Annotated in this window: 17 protein-coding genes; 7 read left to right on the forward strand and 10 right to left on the reverse strand. The window is 41.1% G+C overall.

Going from position 1 to position 18479, the window contains the following annotated elements:
* Positions 1-115: 115 nt before the first annotated feature.
* Positions 116-733: an NUDIX hydrolase gene (locus V7K38_RS02270; protein WP_334855112.1), complete on the reverse strand. Its 618-nt coding sequence runs from the start codon at positions 731-733 to the stop codon at positions 116-118.
* 104 nt (positions 734-837) lie between these two features.
* Positions 838-2040, reverse strand: a complete 1203-nt coding sequence (locus V7K38_RS02275) for a phosphoglycerate kinase (RefSeq protein WP_334855113.1) — start codon at positions 2038-2040, stop codon at positions 838-840.
* An 89-nt stretch (positions 2041-2129) separates the two neighbouring features.
* On the opposite strand from V7K38_RS02275, the gene V7K38_RS02280 reads away from it, so the two are divergent.
* Positions 2130-2537, forward strand: coding sequence for a universal stress protein (locus tag V7K38_RS02280; RefSeq protein ID WP_334855205.1), 408 nt, complete (start codon positions 2130-2132; stop codon positions 2535-2537).
* 4 nt (positions 2538-2541) lie between these two features.
* A complete protein-coding gene (locus tag V7K38_RS02285) occupies positions 2542-2676 on the forward strand; it encodes a hypothetical protein (protein WP_334855114.1) in 135 nt (44 codons plus the stop codon).
* Between the two features lie 149 nt (positions 2677-2825).
* On the opposite strand, the gene V7K38_RS02290 is transcribed toward V7K38_RS02285, so the two are convergent.
* From V7K38_RS02290 to V7K38_RS02300, 3 genes are all read right to left on the reverse strand, one after another.
* The gene (locus V7K38_RS02290) at positions 2826-4193 is read right to left on the reverse strand and encodes a hypothetical protein (protein WP_334855115.1); all 1368 of its coding nucleotides are present in this window, start codon (positions 4191-4193) and stop codon (positions 2826-2828) included.
* 767 nt (positions 4194-4960) lie between these two features.
* Complete coding sequence (locus V7K38_RS02295; RefSeq protein WP_334855116.1) at positions 4961-5671, reverse strand: GDYXXLXY domain-containing protein; 711 nt, start codon at positions 5669-5671, stop codon at positions 4961-4963.
* Between the two features lie 177 nt (positions 5672-5848).
* Positions 5849-7267 (reverse strand): DUF2157 domain-containing protein, encoded by a 1419-nt coding sequence (locus tag V7K38_RS02300; protein WP_334855117.1) that lies wholly within the window; start codon positions 7265-7267, stop codon positions 5849-5851.
* A gap of 236 nt (positions 7268-7503) precedes the next feature.
* Between V7K38_RS02300 and V7K38_RS02305 the strand changes: the two genes are divergently transcribed.
* Both V7K38_RS02305 and V7K38_RS02310 read left to right on the forward strand, forming a co-directional pair.
* Positions 7504-8478 carry an RsmB/NOP family class I SAM-dependent RNA methyltransferase gene (locus V7K38_RS02305; protein ID WP_334855118.1) on the forward strand — a complete coding sequence of 325 codons (975 nt, stop codon included), beginning with the start codon at positions 7504-7506 and terminating at the stop codon, positions 8476-8478.
* Between the two features lie 420 nt (positions 8479-8898).
* On the forward strand, positions 8899-9342 hold the full coding sequence (locus V7K38_RS02310; RefSeq protein WP_334855120.1) for an NUDIX hydrolase: 444 nt from the start codon (positions 8899-8901) through the stop codon (positions 9340-9342).
* Between the two features lie 954 nt (positions 9343-10296).
* Here the strand turns inward: V7K38_RS02310 and V7K38_RS02315 are convergent.
* The 5 genes from V7K38_RS02315 to V7K38_RS02335 all read right to left on the reverse strand — a co-directional run bounded on the left by V7K38_RS02315 (position 10297) and on the right by V7K38_RS02335 (position 15654).
* Entirely contained in the window at positions 10297-11091 is a 795-nt protein-coding gene (locus V7K38_RS02315; RefSeq protein ID WP_334855121.1) for a GH25 family lysozyme, read from the reverse strand.
* A gap of 101 nt (positions 11092-11192) precedes the next feature.
* Positions 11193-11834: a DUF4232 domain-containing protein gene (locus V7K38_RS02320; protein WP_334855122.1), complete on the reverse strand. Its 642-nt coding sequence runs from the start codon at positions 11832-11834 to the stop codon at positions 11193-11195.
* Positions 11835-11939: 105 nt separating this feature from the next.
* Entirely contained in the window at positions 11940-12755 is an 816-nt protein-coding gene (locus V7K38_RS02325) for a class I SAM-dependent methyltransferase (RefSeq protein ID WP_334855123.1), read from the reverse strand.
* Between the two features lie 121 nt (positions 12756-12876).
* Entirely contained in the window at positions 12877-13824 is a 948-nt protein-coding gene (pip, locus tag V7K38_RS02330) for a prolyl aminopeptidase (protein ID WP_334855124.1), read from the reverse strand.
* Positions 13825-13995: 171 nt separating this feature from the next.
* Entirely contained in the window at positions 13996-15654 is a 1659-nt protein-coding gene (locus V7K38_RS02335) for a mechanosensitive ion channel family protein (protein WP_334855125.1), read from the reverse strand.
* Positions 15655-16046: 392 nt separating this feature from the next.
* On the opposite strand from V7K38_RS02335, the gene ahcY reads away from it, so the two are divergent.
* The 3 genes from ahcY to V7K38_RS02350 all read left to right on the forward strand — a co-directional run bounded on the left by ahcY (position 16047) and on the right by V7K38_RS02350 (position 18415).
* Positions 16047-17324: an adenosylhomocysteinase gene (gene ahcY / locus V7K38_RS02340; RefSeq protein ID WP_334855126.1), complete on the forward strand. Its 1278-nt coding sequence runs from the start codon at positions 16047-16049 to the stop codon at positions 17322-17324.
* A 351-nt stretch (positions 17325-17675) separates the two neighbouring features.
* Positions 17676-18095: a XisH family protein gene (locus V7K38_RS02345; protein WP_334855127.1), complete on the forward strand. Its 420-nt coding sequence runs from the start codon at positions 17676-17678 to the stop codon at positions 18093-18095.
* Positions 18083-18415, forward strand: coding sequence for a XisI protein (locus tag V7K38_RS02350; protein WP_334855128.1), 333 nt, complete (start codon positions 18083-18085; stop codon positions 18413-18415). Before V7K38_RS02345 ends, V7K38_RS02350 begins: the two co-directional genes overlap by 13 nt.
* Positions 18416-18479 lie beyond the last annotated feature (64 nt).

Raw genomic sequence — 18479 nt, forward strand, 5'->3', positions numbered from 1 at the left:
GACGGAGGAACAGGCATCAGTCAATATGCCATATGTTTCGGGAAATCATATTTCCTAGTTACAAGCCCCATCCCCTCGTGGGTGGGGCAGTTGACAGTTAAGGTGAAGGCTACTTTCAATCAAAATCTGTTGGTAAATCTGGATTGCGGTAATGGTAGAAAAGTCGGGTGATTTGTCTTGGTGTCACCCGTCCGATAGAAAGCTTTGGTAAAGTATCTTCAGCAAAAAAACCTACATCTTCAGTTTCAATACTAGATGATGGAGAACCACCGATAATTTCGCAGTGAAAAAACAGCTTATAGACATAAAACGGAAACGGGGGATGTCCCTGTTTATCTCTGTCATAGACTGCTAGTAATTTGATAGCGCGTGCTTGATATCCAGATTCTTCATATACTTCTTTCACAACTACTTCACTGGGCGACTCGCCAACATCTGCCCATCCACCAGGTAAAGTCCAACAGCCATCGGCTCTTTCTTTAACTAACAATATAGTATTATCCCGAAAAATCGCTGCTCGCACGTCAACCTTGGGAGTTGCATACCCGATTTCACGGCTAAATAAATCAAGGACATAACTGTGTTCTACATTCGAGAAAGTCGCCATGATTTCTGTGGCGATCGCTCGTAATTGCTTATAGCGTTCAATATCAAAAGGGCCTTCAGAATAGGTTAGACCATTTTGAGCGATCGCTTGTAATTTTTGCGCCCATTCCAGCCATTTAGTTTCCATATTTAGGGATCGGGTACTGGGTACTGAGGATTGGGCATTGGGATTGGAAAATAGTATTTTTAATCTTATTTCCCATTCCCCATTCCCCATTCCCCATTCCCTAATTACGCATCATCTAAAGCCGCAATTCCGGGCAACACTTTGCCTTCAAGTAACTCTAAGCTAGCGCCGCCACCAGTGGAGATGTGGCTCATTTGGTCTGCTAAACCAACTTTTTCCACAGCCGCTACTGAGTCACCCCCGCCAATGATGGTGGTTGTGCCAGTTTTACCGATTTCGGCGAGAGTATGAGCGATCGCTTCCGTACCTGCGGCAAACTTATCAAACTCAAACACACCCATTGGCCCGTTCCAAATTACCGTTTTGGTATCTGCAAGGGCATCTTGGAAAAATTTCACCGAGTCTGGCCCAATATCTAAACCCATCCAACCATCGGGGATATTCTCAATGCTAACGGTTTGAGAATTGGCATCAGGGGCAAAGTTATCTGCCACTACCACATCTGTGGGCAGCAATAAAGCAACACCCCGTTCCTTAGCCTTAGCTTCCAAAGACTTCGCTAGTTCTAGCTTGTCTTCTTCTACCAACGACTTACCGACATTCAAACCACGGGCTTTGTAGAAGGTGAAAATCATCCCACCGCCGATAATCAGCTTGTCGCACTTCTCCAGCAGTGTTTCAATCACACCAATTTTGCTGGAAACCTTGGAACCACCAATAATTGCCGCCAAAGGACGTTGGGGATTTTCAATGGCGTTTTGCAGATATTGCAATTCCTTCTCAACCAAATATCCAGCCACAGAAGGGGTGAGGAATTTTGTCACACCTTCAGTAGAAGCGTGGGCGCGGTGTGCAGTCCCAAAAGCATCATTTACATAAAAATCAGCATTAGCTGCCAATTTTTTCGCAAATTCTGGATCGTTTTTCTCTTCTTCTGGGTAAAAACGGACATTTTCTAGTAACAGCACTTGGCCATTTTGCAATGCGCCAACTTTAGCCGCAACTTCATCGCCAATGGAGTCATCAGTTTTAATGACTTCTTGCCCCAGTAACTCAGACAGACGTTTGGCAACGGGAGTTAGGCGTAATTTGTCATCCACACCCTTGGGACGGCCAAAATGACTTGCGAGAATGACCTTAGCACCCTTCTGCGTCAAATCTTGGATGGTTGGTAGAGCGGCACGAATGCGAGTATCGTCGGTAATCTTGCCTTGATCGTCCACAGGCACATTAAAGTCAACCCGCACCAAGGCACGTTTCCCAGATATATCAGCTGAAGATAAACTTGCTAAACTTTTTTTGGACACACCAAACTCTCCTGATTGCCTTTTTGTTATTGTTTTGAAAGTAGAACCATCAAGATTTTACCGGAGTCAGGGGTACCCAAGTGACAGAGATATTTAAGACAGTACTATTTCCGATCGATCAAAGCCGGGAAACACGGGAAGCTGCTGATGTTGTTACCAACGTAGTCAAAAAGTACAGCAGTCGCTTGGTGCTGCTGTCTGTGGTGGAAGAAGCACCAAAAGACGCGCCTAGCGCCGATCCGATGGTGTCACCGGAGGTAGTTGCTAAACTGCTAAAAAATGCCCAATCTTTATTTTCTGGGCAAGGAATTCAATCCGAAATCCTAGAAAGGCAAGGAAAACCAGCTTTTACTATCTGCGATGTCGCTGATGAAATTGGGGCTGATTTAATTATCATGGGCTGTCGGGGGCTAGGCTTAACTGAAGAGGGAGCGGATGATAGTGTGACAACTCGCGTTATTAATCTTTCCCCTTGTCCAGTGCTGATTGTGCCTTAGCAGTGTGTTTTGGAATACTAGTAAATTTGTGGGGCGATCGCTAATTAAAAAAGAGAAAAAAGAACGAATGTCACGAAGAAAAGGTGAAACCCTTGCTTATTCTGGCTGTGCAGATGTAGAGAAAGTAGTTGATTTGTAAGTATTATTTGGTTTTTAATTGTTGATTATGCAAACCCTACACCGCTACATCCAAAAGTCAGTCATATTCAGGATTTACACCTTTCTTGGTGCCATTCGTCTGTATACCTATTACAGATTTTTTGTTCTAGATAGCTCTCCTTAATCCGATTAAGTACTCAAATTAGAGGAAGCGCCAGAAAAGACGATTTCTTCAACATTCAACACATTTAGGGTGAAGTTATCACGTTGAATAGTGTAATTGTTACAGCTGCCTAGAATGATGTAATCACTTTTTAAGTCAGACAGAATTAGCTTGTCGTATCCACAGCCACCATCGATTGTGGCATTACCGTAACCAACATCAAATGTGTCGGCTCCAGCACCACCCAGAATTAAGACATCGGCAATAGCACCCCCTTGATTTGAAACGGGATTACCTTTATCATCAATTCGCCGGGCTTTGAAGTAATCGTTACCGTTGCCGCCATCAATTGTGCCACCTTGGATGCCAATATTGGCACCATACCCAGTAAGGGCATCATCTCCTCCTCCTCCACAGATAATGCCATTAGTATTAACAATACCTATGCCTTGACTAATGCCAGTACCGATGATGGTATCGTTGCCAGCGCCTAAATTAATAGTGCCACTGTTAACAATGCCTATACCTACACCGGAACCAAGCTCCCCAAAAGGACTATTAGAGGTTGCTTTACCGCCGTTGCCTGTTCCAGAGATGAAGTCGTTTCCCTGCCCTCCATTGATCACGCTACCCTCAGTGTTAGAGATGCCTATACCTTTACCTGCATAGTATGATCTAGAAGGTTCTAAACTTGCATCACTGCCGTAGCCGATACCGATAATAGAATCGTTTCCTTTATCTCCATTAATCACGCTACCACCACTGTTGGAGATGCCTGTACCATTTCCTCCGCCGGAAGTAGTTCCACCATTTCCAGTTCCCTTGATGAAATCGTTCCCTTCTCCACCATCAATGCTACTATCCTGAGTGTTAGATATTCCTATAGCAGACCCTTGAGAAAGTCCAATTCCAAAAAGTCCAATTCCAGTACCCTCAATAGAGTCGCTTCCTTTTCCACCATCAATGCGGCTATGCTGAGTGTTATCAATGCCTGTAGCGCCTATGCCCCCACCGTTACTTCCGCTTCCGATTCCGAAGATCGAATCTTTTCCATCTCCTCCATTGATGTAGCCCCCCTGAGTGTTGGAGATACCTATACCAGGTACATAGGTTCGATATTGAGCACCGCCTCTGCCTGTGCCAGAGATCAGATCATCTCCTTTGCCTGCATTGATAATGCCACTGTTAGCAATACCAGTGCCTGTGCCTGCATTGGAAAATGCGTCGCCACCAGTAGCACTACCCTCGATAGTGTCATTACCTGCTTTAGTATCAATGACTCCGTTTTTTAGAACCTCAATTCCAATTGCTGGGAATGCATTATCCTCTTGGCCCACCACTAGATCCGAACCAGAGGTGTCTATAAGCGAGGAAGAAACAATTAGTCTCGGCATAATATTAACTTTCCTGACTTGAGTGTGATAAAGGTTTAACCCCGAAATGTCTTAGTCTCTCAATAAAAACTTTTAAGTCAGAATTCACAGAGAACTCTAAAATCAGGCCTTTTTATTTTCAGAAGTTCACAGAGTCTAGAACTAGAAAGTTCCAGACTTAACAAGTATTGGTTAACGAATTATTTGTCGCGATCGCAACAATCTCTAAGAGGATGTTTGAAAAGTCCTCTTGTTGGTAGCAAAACCTTCTAGATCCCCCTAAATCCCCCTTTTTAAGGGGGACTTTGATTCCGGTTCCCCCCTTTTTTAAGGGGAGCCAGCGCAGTCTTGGGGTCTCCCCAAGTGGAGCGATTGGCGTGGGTTAGAGGGGATCTAAAAGTGCTTAAAATCACAACAAAACACTTTTCAAACAATCTCCAAGACTGTTAATTACAAAAAATAATCTATTATTCGACACTTGAAACTAAGAAACATCTTAATAACCTGATAGTCATTACATACCGAAAATTTACTTAGATGTCTATAATCCAATGAACATCTTTACAGAATCTTCATATTACTCACTAAAAATTGTATGTATTAATATTGATTTATGTGTACTTCTTATATGTATATTTTCTTCTTCCTGTTGGCTTTAATAAGAAAATTCTGGATGTTTTATAATTGTTAACTTATCTTCCAGTATTAAAAAGCAGAAAATTCTAAGCGCCGACTGGTGGCGCTCAGAACTTTGGAGACAAATCTTGCATGTTTACACGCCTAACAGCTTAAAAGCGATAGTTGCGATCGCGCACCCACATACTAACTGGAACTGCCTTACCCTGTGGATCTACCTTCGCTTTCACCACAATGGGGGGTACTTGTCCTCTACGGGCGCGTTGAGTTCGCAAATCATTGCTAATCTGCTGGCGTTGATTTTCTGGGATGTAATATGTTTCCAAGCCGTAGTTAACAGAACCATCTTGATAAACACCTTTTAAGGCTACCTGATTAGCTCTAAGAGTTGTGGGGCGATCGCTACTGACTCGTAATGGTCTCCAAGCTCTAGGAACACCGCTACCAATGGAAAGTTGCTCTTGCAAAGTCACGTAAATATTGGTTCCTTCAGGCAATCTTCTGCCACTTCCCCGACCTTTGCTGACTAATGTTTGCCAACCAGGTAATCTACTCAAATTTGAGGGACGGGATATATTGTAATCTAGCGCTAAAGTATTACCATCTAATACATTATTTGGGTCTACAGGTACGGTTTGCAAAATCACCGTTTTACCTGTCACATCTGTATAAACCGCTTGGGCTGGTACTGCCATAATTAACCCTGTTTGCAGCGCCAGGGGAGCTAGTAACCTCCAAAAAGGTAAGGACTTATTCGATTTTTGTTCAGTAGCAATCAAGTAATCCCGAAAAGTCACTTTATTAGAGAACTCGGCTTCGGGAGACAAGGTTTTATTTTTAGATTCAGAAGAACTATTAGTCATGAGCGTAGTCCTAAAAAGCAAAAGAATTGAAGAGGTCAAAAGTAACGAGATTAGGACTAACGCAGAGAAACTTTAAAAACTTTGACGCACAGAGATTTCAGAAGAAGTTAGTAGACGCAATTAATCGCGTCTATACAGGAGTTAGAAGTGCAGAAAAAATCATCAATGTTGAATACACTACTTCTTACTTGAGCTAGAGCCACCAGGTAAACGGCGTTCAAACCAGAGTCCAGCGCTAATTAAAGCGGAACCGCACAAGATAAAGACTAGAGACTTAAAAAGTAAGTCGGTATCGTACTCCTGCACGCGACTGATAATTTGTAGTGTCACTAACAGCATACCGCCCCAAAAGGAGTTTCTGTTGCTTAATTTCAATCCTTCTTGAATTAGTCCCCAGGCTAATGTTGCTAGAAGTACATTGAAAATAAAAACACCAAGTTCATCAATCCGGCTGACAGTTTGATGCCAAAAAGGTACGATGGTAATAAAGGCAAGAAAAGTACCAATAACGGCAGTTGTGAAAATCACTTCGCGGCGCGGAGGATTATTTCTTTGACGCAGTAGAAATAACCATTGCAATACCGCCAATCCACTCAGAATCCCCAAATCGATGATCGGCAGAGACTGGAACAAGTTTGTCACATTTGTTGGTTGATTATAACCATAATTTGGAGATTCCCACACCCAACGAAAAGACAGAACGTAAAAGACAACGCCGAAGCTTAACAAAGCTAAATTACGAGCCAGAAATTGAAATAACCTGTAATTTATGGTTGGAAACAACAGATCGTCATAACTCCAGAATAATGCAGGTGGGAGTGCAAAAGCAAAAGATGCCACCCAAGGGGCTATATCAGCATAATTCAGCAGTGGCAGAGGATTAAGGTTAGCTTGTAAGGAACTAGCGAAAACAAAGGCTGCTAGACCAAAAATCCAGCGCGATCGGCAGAAGTAGGCTAAGGGGACAAACACCAGCCATGCCAACAAAGGCAGATGCTGTACCACTAACCGCGACCAAGTTAACTCACCTGAAGCAGACCATAAATCTTCTAATCCCGTCCAATACCCGATTTCTACGAGAATAATTGACAGAATTCCTAAAGAATTTATGGACAAACTGAAGGCCATTAACACAACACCCAAGCCCCAGGCGAGAAAAAGTTGGGAAGTTGAACCGGCAATATTGAACATCTGGGCCATCAGCAGTAAATTTGCGCCGAAAATCAAGGCGCTTAAAAAGAGTAATCCTTCTCCCAGTATGCGTTTGCTTCGTTCTGGCTTCTTTCCTTCAGGCGATCGCCAATTGTAAAAACCAGTAATAGCGATCGCAAAAAACAAACTCATCATCAGAATAAATTTGACTTCTCGCGATCCTCCCTGCCAGTTTCCTGATACAAAGGTAATTATGCCTAAGCACAAAAGGATGCTACCTATAGCGATCGCGATTGCTTTATTGCGATCGCGTACAGCAGCTTCCAGGTTTTTAAATTGATAACGTTCTGCTATCTGCTCATACAGCGAAGAACTAATTAATCCTTCATCCCTCCATAGTTGTGCTTCTTTGCGTAATTTGTGCGGAAAACTATCTAACAACATGACCTTCTCCGGTGCAGTGGGGTAGCTTGGCCATTGCGTTCTGAATGGCGGTCATTATATTTTGAGTATGAAGCCAAAAGCCTTAATTACATTGTTCTCGTGTAACAGTTTGATTTGGATTTTGATACAACCTAATTCGTAATTCGTAATTAGTTAAGAAGGATCATTTTTCATGTTGATTTCCACACAATTGCATCTGTACTCTGATTTCTAAAGATTGTTATTTATATATTTCGATGGAAAAACCTTCTAATTTATTACTTAAAGTCTCACGCCGTTTGTTCACTAATTTAGATGAGCAAGAAAAATTTATTGAGGCTTTAATCAATCCTCAGCCTTTTTCACCTAGTATTCTTTGGTGTCAAGAAAAGCCTGAAACTTTATCTTTAGTAGTAGAAACACCAACCTATTGGCAACCACAATTTATAGACCGTTTATCCTTGGGAGAAAAACCCGGTCAGCATCCCTTGCATCAACAAGGATATTTCTATTGTTTAGATTTTTCTTCAGTGTTTGCAGCTACTACTCTATTAGCAATTCCTCAATCAGTGCGTTTAGTTTTTGATATGTGTGCCGCACCAGGAGGTAAAAGTATCTTTGCCTGGAAAGCTTTACAACCTGATTTACTTATCAGTAATGAAGTAATTGGCAAACGTTTGGGAATGCTAATTTCTAATTTGAAACGTTGCCAAATCAGTCCTAGTGTAGTGGTTAATAGAGATTCGAGTATATTTGCCGAAATGTTTCATTGCTCTAGTAATTTAGTAATAGTAGATGCACCTTGCACTGGGCAATCTTTACTTGCTAAAGGTGAAAAAGCACCCGGATGTTTTCATCCAACTGCTATTAATAAAAGTGCAAATCGGCAAAAGCGTATTATAGCTAACTCTGCTAACCTTGTTTCCCCACAAGGTTATCTAGCTTATATGACTTGCACATATTCTCCCGAAGAAAATGAGCAAGTTTGTGAATGGTTATTAGAACGCTTTCCCCAGTTTCAGGCAATGGAAATTAGTAGTTTAGCTAAATATCAGTCGCATTTAACTACAATGCCTTGTTATCGAATGTTTCCTCAAGATAGGTTAGGTGCCGGTGCATTTACAGTATTATTTAAAAATACTAATGAAGATGAGCATAAAGAAGTGGATTTAAATGCAATCTCTTCGCTGTATATCTACCAAAATCTAAAAAATTCAGAAGTAAAAAGATAATCCCCATAAATAAATTTTGGGGATTTGATCGGCAAGTAACTTTTCCAGTCTCTGACTGGGAATGCAACGGCTTAGGCTTTGCCTCTTCTCTAAGCCCAGAACTAAGTAAATGGGCGTGAATAATTAAAGGTTTGTAGTTATAGCTAGAACCGCTTACTAGGAACCAATTTGATTAATTTATCTTTCGTAACATAGTTTAATTTATTGTTGCCCACTTACTCTTTCGACATTTATAAGTTCTACCTGCAAATGAGATGACGACACTAATAAAAAATTTTAAATAATTAATTCTTATGGATAATTAAATTGTTTTTAATTTTTTCCTAACCTAAATTTAACCTAAATTTATCCGGTATCAGAGTTAGACTTTTTGAAGTAAACATCAGACAGAAAAGCTAAACCGTACAGGATGCAAATTACATGAGTCGAAAAGTCAGCAAAGTGCTTAAACAGTCAGGAGTAATTCCTTATAGAGTGAACAATGGCAAAGTTGAAATCTTGCTAATCACAACCCGTAACTTTCAACACTGGGTGATTCCAAAAGGAGATATTCCTAATGGCATGAGTCCGCCCGCTTCAGCAGCCAAAGAAGCTTGGGAAGAAGCAGGGGTGATTGGACAGGTAGACGCGAATGAACTGGGAACTTACAAGTACCGCAAAGGAGGCAAAATTTACCGAGTCCAGATGTATTTGTTACCAGTTGAGATGCTGAGTGAAGATTATCCAGAAGCTAGTAAAAGAAAACGGCAGTGGGTAGAAGTGGCTACAGCCATCAGATGGATTAAGTTTAATTCACTAAAACGGATACTGAAAGGTTTTTTCGAGGTAAAATCTCACTTTTGTGCATTCCAAAATACTAATTAGATATAGAAACTCACTACTAACAATACTTATTTTTAGTCAGCGATTTATCGGGCATAAAAATTTCTACCAGTACTAAAGTCATTATTAAAAAGTTTAATTTATTTACATCTAGCTACTTATTCAAAAGCCCTTAAAGCAATGTGAGTGACTTTCAATAACTAGCTAATTAAAAAACTGCATTCGCTAGTGAAAATAAGTAAACATTAGACGTAAAGTATTACTTAAGTAAGTGGGTCAAATTAAATATCAAACCTCACCCTGCCTCCGGCTTCACTCTCCTTACTAAGGAGAGGGATTGAGGGTGAGGTTTGATCTTATATTTAATTACGCCTACTTACTTATGTTTACACTAATTTTATCTTAGAAAGCAAAAAAATAATCCCCATAAATAAATTTAGGGGATTTGATAAGGACATATTCTCGTTGAACTCTTTGCTCTTAGAGGATGTTTTAAAAGTCGTGATTGATGTATCAAACAAATATTTTTACCCCACCCTAACCCTCCCCTTATAAAGGGGAGGGAACTTGATTTTCTTGTTTCCCCCCTTTATAAGGGGGGATTAAGGGAGGTAAAATCACACCGTATAACTTTTAAAACACCCTCTTAGAGGATGTTTTAAAAGTCCTATTGTTGGTATAAAAAGTTTTAGATCCTCCTAAATCCACGCTACTTGCTTCACTTGGGGAGACCACAAGTGAAGCAAGTGGCTCCCCTTAAAAAGGGGAACTTTGATTCCGGTTCCCCCCTTCTTAAGGGGGGTTAGGGGGGATCAACAAGCGCCTAAAATCACAGCCAAAAACTTTTAAAATATCTTCTTAGACCTAAAACGGTTTATCGGAAAGTGACAAAAGTTTTTACTCCGTTCGATAAATAAATTTAGTTGTTCTCAAACCGATTTCTTCTTTGCCTTGTTCAGTAAGTATTGGTCTATTCACTAAGTAGACTTATCTGTTCTAAATCCAGAGTAAAGCTAGCCAAGTTTTTATACCGACAATTCCATCAGCTTGCAATTTTTTAGATGTTTGGAAACTAACAATTGCATTTTTAACTGAATCAGAAAACTTTCCGTCAATAGAATCAGTATACAATCCAATATCTTTTAATTGCTGTTGTAATTGTTTTACTCTTAGCCCAGAATCTCCTAGCTGCAATCCATTAAATCTATTCAAATCGGCTCGACCACTAACACCAGTTACACCAGAGATATCACCCGCATATTGATGGATTAAGTATTGCTCCTGCCAAGCACTAGGAATACTTGGGTTCTTAGTTCCGTAGTGGGCAATCCATAATGGATAATTAGCAAAATCAGATGGATTACCAATTTCTTGCCAGAAACTGGGAAAGGTATAAATGATTGGCTTAATTGGTTTTTTTGTTTGTTGTAAAAGGGCTTTTTCCACCTCTGCTAACCACTGTTTGGCTGCATTAATTACTCCTTGGCTATTTCCTCCTTTGTCAATTACCTCTACATCCAGAACTGGTGGTAAATCTCCGGGTTCTAATTGCCCCAAAGTTTTTAAGAATTCCTTCGCTTGCTGAACCGGATCAGATGTATGGGGGTGAAAAAAATGATAAGCACCCCTAATAATACCTACAGTTTTCATGGTCTGCCAGTGATGAGCAAAAGAAGAGTCTTTAATGCTAACTCCTTCTGTGGCTTTGACAAACGCAAAGGTTTTACCAGAGTTTTTTACAGCCGTCCAATCAACTCTGCCATCTTGATCGGCAACATCAATTCCTTCCATAAAATTTTTAACCTTTTTGATTAGTGCAATACTGAACTTATCAGAGGCTTTGATTAAATTTATGCTTTTTCTGGATCTTTAAGTAAATTACAGAATATTTACTAAGGTTGAGTGTCAAAAAATCGCACAGGAGTCACTCTGACTTTGCCTGTACAAGGCTTGATTTCTTCTGTGAGGGTCAAGTGCTGGTAAGCATTGGGAGGCGTGATTTCAATCTTACTAGAAATTGGGCAGTTTTCCTCTTGGGAACTGATGTGGTTATATGCTATCTGAAATGAGGCTTGTTTTCCAGGATCTAAAGTTATTTGTTGTCGAGGTTGCTTACTCGAAAAGTGAGTGTCTTTTGAGCGGATAACTTTAACCCTTTCCAAAGGCTGTCCTTTTGCATCCAGTAGTGCCAATCCTGGATAACCGTAGAGGGTGCAAGGGGATGACGCGTTATTGGTGAAGGCGTAAGTGAGGGCAATATTTCCAACGCCAGCATCTTCGGAGACTCGGCGCACTGACAATTGGCTAGTTTCACAGCGCGACGGATTGGTGGCAATAATGGATTCAGGGGTAGAATTATCTGTGGTTTTTTCAGTCGGTGTAGGTGTTGAGGTCAACACTGCTTCTTTCGTGGGCTGTTGAGTGATTGCTGGTAAGGCTTGCGTCTGTTTGGTAACAGACGGAGAACCGACACAGCCAGTTGTTACCGCAGTCAGTAGCAACAACATACTGCTTTCTATAATTGGAATTCGCATATCTCTTTTTTTGTAGTGAACTACTTACATTGATGCTTCACATCCAGTATAAGTTTCCAATTTCACAAGCGTTAGCGTTGCTGTGTAGATACCATCTTCAACAGCTTATCCATCTTTTCGGGCAACGTGAACAGCAGAAAGAAACGAGAGGTGTACACTGTCTCCAAAGTTCCTCAGCTTTTCCCGCAATCCTACAAATAGCAACTCCTTCGCCTTTGGCTCCAGTCTCATCATGGTACTTAACAGCTTGAGGTAGTCATCGATGCTGTACGTAACCTCACACGCGATTTGCTCAGTCACCAACTCCTTAAAATAACCAGAGTCTAGAATGTCTTGTTCAAACCCTCTCAAAATTTCCGCTTGAGTTTTGGCACCTTCATACCGGACAAGTGAGGGAGCATAGGCTTGATACACTTCCTCAATCGCCTGGTAAATTTCGTATTTCGGTTCAGGTCTCAGATTCCATAGCAGGATGAGAAACCCGTTGTCGCGTAATGCCTTCGCTGCCAAGGCATACCGAATCTCTGACGGTATCCAGTGAAAGGCATTAGCAGATAGAACGGCATTGAACTGTTTTGCTTCCAGTTCCCACTCCTCAAATGAGGTGTTGTGGATTGCAACGTTTGGATAGGTTGCACAGTTGCGTTGTACCAAACGACAAAAATCCTGGTTTGGCTCAATACACGTCATTGAAAAACCAAATTGAGCAAAAGCTACGGTCGCATTTCCTGGGCCACAACCGACCTCAAGAATCGATGCATCTGAGGAAAGTGGGGCTAAAACGACGGATCTCTCGATCAGTTGCTTTGGATATTGTGGTCTGGCGTTGTAATAAACATCAGCAACGGGAGAATACCAATTTCTTCGCTGTTCTAAATCTATAGAAGCTCTGGCATTTATTTCTTGTTTAGAGTCTTGCATAAGCTAATTAAACAAAGTAGGTACTGCAAAATCCCTTCGTATCCTGGTTAGGATTGCCTTGTCGTGGGTTTGGTCTTACATCGCTCCTTTGGTGAACTCCCCCGTCCAACAGGCTAAATATTCAACCGAATTCAATATTATCTGTTGCTTCAATCAAAGCACTGCAAATGCCTGGTTCACTCATCGAATGCCCCGCATCAGGAACCACTATAAATTCGGCTTCCGGCCAAGCGCGATGTAATTCCCAAGCTGATATCATTGGGCAGACCACATCATACCGTCCCTGAACAATTACAGCCGGAATATGGCGGATACGGTCTACATTTAAGAGTAATTGATCTTCGGTTTCCAAAAATCCCTTATTCATAAAGTAATGGCATTCAATACGTGCGAAAGCTGAGGCAAATTCGCTCTCGCCAAACTTTTGCATGAGTCCTGAGTCTAAAAAAAGTCTACTGGTACTAGCTTCCCAAATTGACCAAGCACGCGCTGCTGTTAATTGAATTTCTAAATCTGGATCGGTCAAGCGTTTGTAATATGCTGCGATCAGATCATCACGTTCTGCGATCGCAATTGGTTTGAGATATTCTTCCCAAGCATCAGGAAAAATATAGCTAGCACCCTCTTGGTAGAACCATCGCAACTCTTTTTGTCTCAGCATGAATATCCCACGGAGAATTAATGCCGTGCAGTGAGAGTGATGGGTTTGGCTATAGGCTAATGATAAAGTGCTACCCCAACTACCACCAAAAACCGCCCATTTTTCTATACCTAAATGTTGGCGCAGTTTTTCGATATCACTCACTAAATCCCAAGTGGTGTTTTCGCGTAATTCAGCATGGGGCATACTTTTACCACAACCACGCTGGTCAAACATCACTATCCGCCATTTTTGTGGGTGGAAATATTGCCGATAAAAAGGTGGACATCCACCACCAGGGCCGCCGTGTAGCAAAACGATGGGTTGACCTTGGGGGTTTCCTGACTCTTCAAAATGAATGGTATGAAGTTCAGAAACCTGTAAATTGCCTTCTCGATAAGGTTCGATTGCTGGGTAAAGTTCTCGCATATAGGATATTAGGAATTACGCATTGAGAGGAAAGACTAGATATAAGTGGTTTGAAAAACTACATCATTGGGTTACAAGATCCCCGACTTCTTAAAGAAGTCGGGGATCTGACCACCACTAACCATTCAGAAAAATCAGGCAACTGAAAAATGCGGTAGTTAATCCAAATTTCTAATTACCTTTGCCATTCTCCTGAAAATTTAACAAGTGATCGTCATTGACCCAAATTGCTTGTTGAGGCACAGAAATGGAAATTCCAGCTTTGTCTAGAGCAATTTTCAGACGGCGGCGAAACTCCCGTGCTACATCCCATTGCTTGAGGGGTTGTGTTTTAAACCATACACGAATAATCAAACCGCGATCGCCAAATTGATCTATTCCCAAAACTTGCGGCGGTTCCAAAATTTGACGCTGCCAATGGGATTCTTGATTCATCTCGAAAGCAACTCTTTCAATCAACTTCAAAGCCTCTTCTGTATCGGCTTGATAGGCAATGGGAACCGTTAAATCGGCTCGTGACCAACGACTAGAAAGATTGGCTACAACTTTAATTTCACCATTGGGAATTGTGATTAAGCGCCCTTCGGAATCCCGCACTTGGGTCATCCGCAAATTCAAATTTTCTACTAAACCTCCCACGTCTCCCACACTAATCACATCACCTAAAGCATACTGGTCTTCTAAAATAATCAGGAAACCGTTAATCGCATCTTTAATTAAGTTTTGCGAGGCCAAAGATAATGCAACACCAACTAAACTCGCACCCGCTAGCAAGGGAACGATATCTATCCCCAAAGATACCAGCGCTAGCAAGAAGCCTACTCCTATCCAGATAGCAGTAGTGATACTTTTAGTCACACCAGAAAATGTGGAAACTCTCAGTTGCAGCCGTGCAGAACTTTCTGGGGTTAGGAAAGCACCACTGCTGATCAGAGTGGAGGCGAAGCGGTCAATTAGGGCGTATGTCAAACGGATGGCTACATAGATTCCCAGACATACAATGCCTAATCGCAAAGGAAATTGAAAAGCATTGAGAATTCCTACCTGAAACCCTCGTGTATACGGAAATAGACCCAAAATAAAAAAGCTTCCACCTCCCCAAATTCCGGCTTGACTTAGCTGAAATAATCGTCTTTTGACTTCTTGGAGATGCTTCTTTTGCTGTTGATTCAGTTGTGTTGTAATTGGTTGATTTGCTGCTGGTGAAATTGGAGAGTTTAGCAGCTCTCTGGGGAGTTGGGAGGCGACAGGATTGACTGAATCTGAATCTTTTTGGGAACGTCGTTGCCAGCCATATAGCCCCAAACTGATAATTACCATTGCTACTCCAGTACCCGCAGCAATTTTACCTTGGTTGATTAAAGATTGAGTTTGCCTTTCTTGCTTTGCTTCTTGTAAGTCTTCTTGTAATGATTCGGCGACTTGATTTGCTGATGTGGATATATCTACCTGTCGCAGTCCAGCATCTTCAGAAGTAACGGTCATCAGATATTGACCGTTGACATAAATTACTGGTAATTCGTTGACTTTCCGAACTTCTACCTTGACTGCTGTTTTTTGTGGTGACTGAAAGTAATTTTGACCAATTTTATCTAACTTTTTTTGAATATCTTCTGAACGCTCAGGAAAGTTGGTTCTTGATGCCGCTATTTGAAATAATCGGCGACCATCTAAATAAATCCAGCCTGTGACAAGTCTATCATTTGAATCATTACTGACACTGCTGGGAGCTTGTAACTGAGGTAATAAAGGAATCTGGGCTGTGGCTTTTGGCATAGGTACAACGGTTATGGCCATTGAACTAGCGATCGCCAAAAATTGAAAACGCACTCAAACACCTCCTTGAGTAAAATCTACTAAATTCATTACTTCAACTATCCTGCGTAATTACTTTGGGTAGATGTACCTATCTAAAGTTGAGGTTTTGCTTTGAGATAATGACATTTTGATGTTTTTTCTTTATTATCTATCCTTAGATGGATGACAGGGTATTGAAAATCTGTAATTCAGACTGATAAGAGTCTTACTCTTAACCAAAGATAAAACAAAAAGGAAGAAGCTGGCGATGAAGTTGACATTGTGGTAATCAAACGTCAAGCTAGTTTTGAGGACTGTTGACTAGTGATTTGCTATTATTACAAGCAAAAATCGCCAGTTGTACAATACTCTAGTAGAGTGCGTAAAATTTACGTAGCTTTTTTTATTTTTTGAGGAAACTTTTGATGACCGCAACTTCTCCCCGATTAAAGCACGAGGTTAAAGACCTCGGCCTAGCTGCCTTGGGAAGACAGCGCATTGAATGGGCTGGACGCGAAATGCCAGTTTTGAAGCAAATCCGCGATCGCTTTGCGATCGAAAAGCCTTTCGCTGGTTTACGCCTTGTAGCTTGCGCCCACATTACAACAGAAACAGCACACTTGGCGATCGCTCTGAAAGCCGGTGGTGCAGACGCGCTTTTAATTGCTAGTAACCCCTTATCAACTCAAGATGACGTAGCAGCTAGCCTCGTCCTCGATCATGAAATTCCCGTCTTTGCTCAAAAAGGCGAAGATAACGAAACTTATAACCGCCACGTCCAAATAGCTTTAGATCATCGCCCCAACATTATTGTTGATGACGGTAGTGATGTGGTTGCAACTTTGATACAACAACGCCAACACCAAATCGCTGATTTGATTGGTAGCACTGAAGAAACCACCACGGGTATCGTGCGGTTACGCGCCATGTTTAGAGAAGGCGTTCTTACCTTCCCCGCAGTCAACGTCAACGACGCTGATACCAAGCACTTCTTTGATAATCGCTATGGTACTGGGCAATCAACCCTAGATGGCATTATCCGCGCGACAAATATTTTGTTGGCTGGGAAGAACGTTGTTGTCGTTGGTTATGGCTGGTGTGGTAAAGGTACAGCCCTCCGCGCCCGTGGGATGGGTGCTAACGTCATCGTCACCGAAATCGACCCCATCAAGGCAATTGAAGCCGTAATGGATGGCTTCCGCGTCCTGCCAATGGCTAAAGCTGCATCTGAAGGTGATATCTTTATTACTGTGACTGGTAACAAGCACGTCATTCGCGGTGAACACTTCGATGTGATGAAAGACGGTGCGATCGTTTGTAACTCCGGTCACTTTGACTTAGAACTTGATTTGAAATACTTGGCTGCACAAGCTAAAGAAGTCAAAGATGTTCGTCCTTTCACCGAAGAGTATAAATTGAAAAATGGTAAATCAGTTGTCGTTCTCGGACAAGGACGCTTGATTAACCTAGCTGCGGCTGAAGGACACCCCAGCGCGGTTATGGATATGAGTTTTGCGAACCAAGCTTTGGCTTGTGAATTCCTGGTGAAGAACAAAGGTAAGTTGGAACCAGGTTTGCACTCAATTCCTGTTGAAGTCGATCAAGAAATTGCTCGTTTGAAGTTGCAAGCTATTGGGATTACGATTGATAGCCTAACAGCATATCAAATTGAGTACATCAATTCTTGGACAAGTGGAACTTGATACATTGATTAATTGATTTTTTTGGGGATAGGCTTTTGGGCTTATCCCTTTTTTTGTGTTCGCACATTCGCTGAAGCATTCCCGTAGAGTAGACGCAAGTGCAATAGCTTACTTAAAAAATTAGGTAATATTATAATTTATAGGACTTACGCACTGTACAAATTAGTCATAGTATGCTTTTACCGAAATAGCTTGTTTCAGACTTTGACTAATTATATATTTACCGATAACTTAACCGTGGAGTAGGGGTTTAGCAATGCTAAACCCCTACGAGAAATATGGTTTTTCCGGGATATATATTTATTGTTTTCTGTCAATGCGTAAGTCCTAATTTAGACTATTCTTTTTTATATGTCAGCAAAAGATATTTTTCATAATACTGTGAAAGTAGCCTTAGAAAAAGATAGCTGGAAAATTACACACGATCCCTTGTTCTTTCAACTCACTGAACAAATTAGAATTAAAATAGACATGGGAGCGCAAAAGTTAATTGCGGCTGATAAAGATGAGCAAAAAATAGCAATAGAGGTAAAGAGTTTTATTGGGATGTCAGCAATCTCAGAATTTCATACAGATGTTGGTCAATTTTTGAACTACAGAGTGGCATTGGAGCAAAAGGACTCTGAACGAGTATTATACTTGGCAATAGCTAAAGATATCTACCAAGAGTTTTTTATGGATGCTTTTATTCAAAGTGTATTAGAACGATATGAAATCAAGTTATTAGTTTTTCATGTCCAAAAACAGGAGATAGTATTATGGAAAAATTAAATTATCAGGAATTAGTGAAAAAAGTTATTTATAAATATGTAAAAGATCAACCAAAAGAAGATTTAGAAAATACTGAAATTGTCTTTGATACAGAACGCGATCGCTATTTATTATTATATGTTGGATGGCATGATGAAGAAAGAGTGTATGGATGCCCCATTCATATTAGTATCAAGGATAATAAAATTTGGATTCAGCGCGATTTTACTGAAGAAGGAATAGCTAATCAGTTAGTAGAATTAGGTGTGCCAACAACAGATATTGTTTTAGGTTTTAGATCGCCTTATGTCCGGCAGTTTACTGGTTTTGCATCTGTTTAAATTTTTTGTATTTTATCCCGGCTTAAGTTGAAAGTTGACTATCTCAATTCGTGAACATCGGGAA

This window comes from Nostoc sp. (assembly GCF_036917465.1).
Taxonomy (GTDB): Bacteria; Cyanobacteriota; Cyanobacteriia; order Cyanobacteriales; family Nostocaceae; genus Nostoc.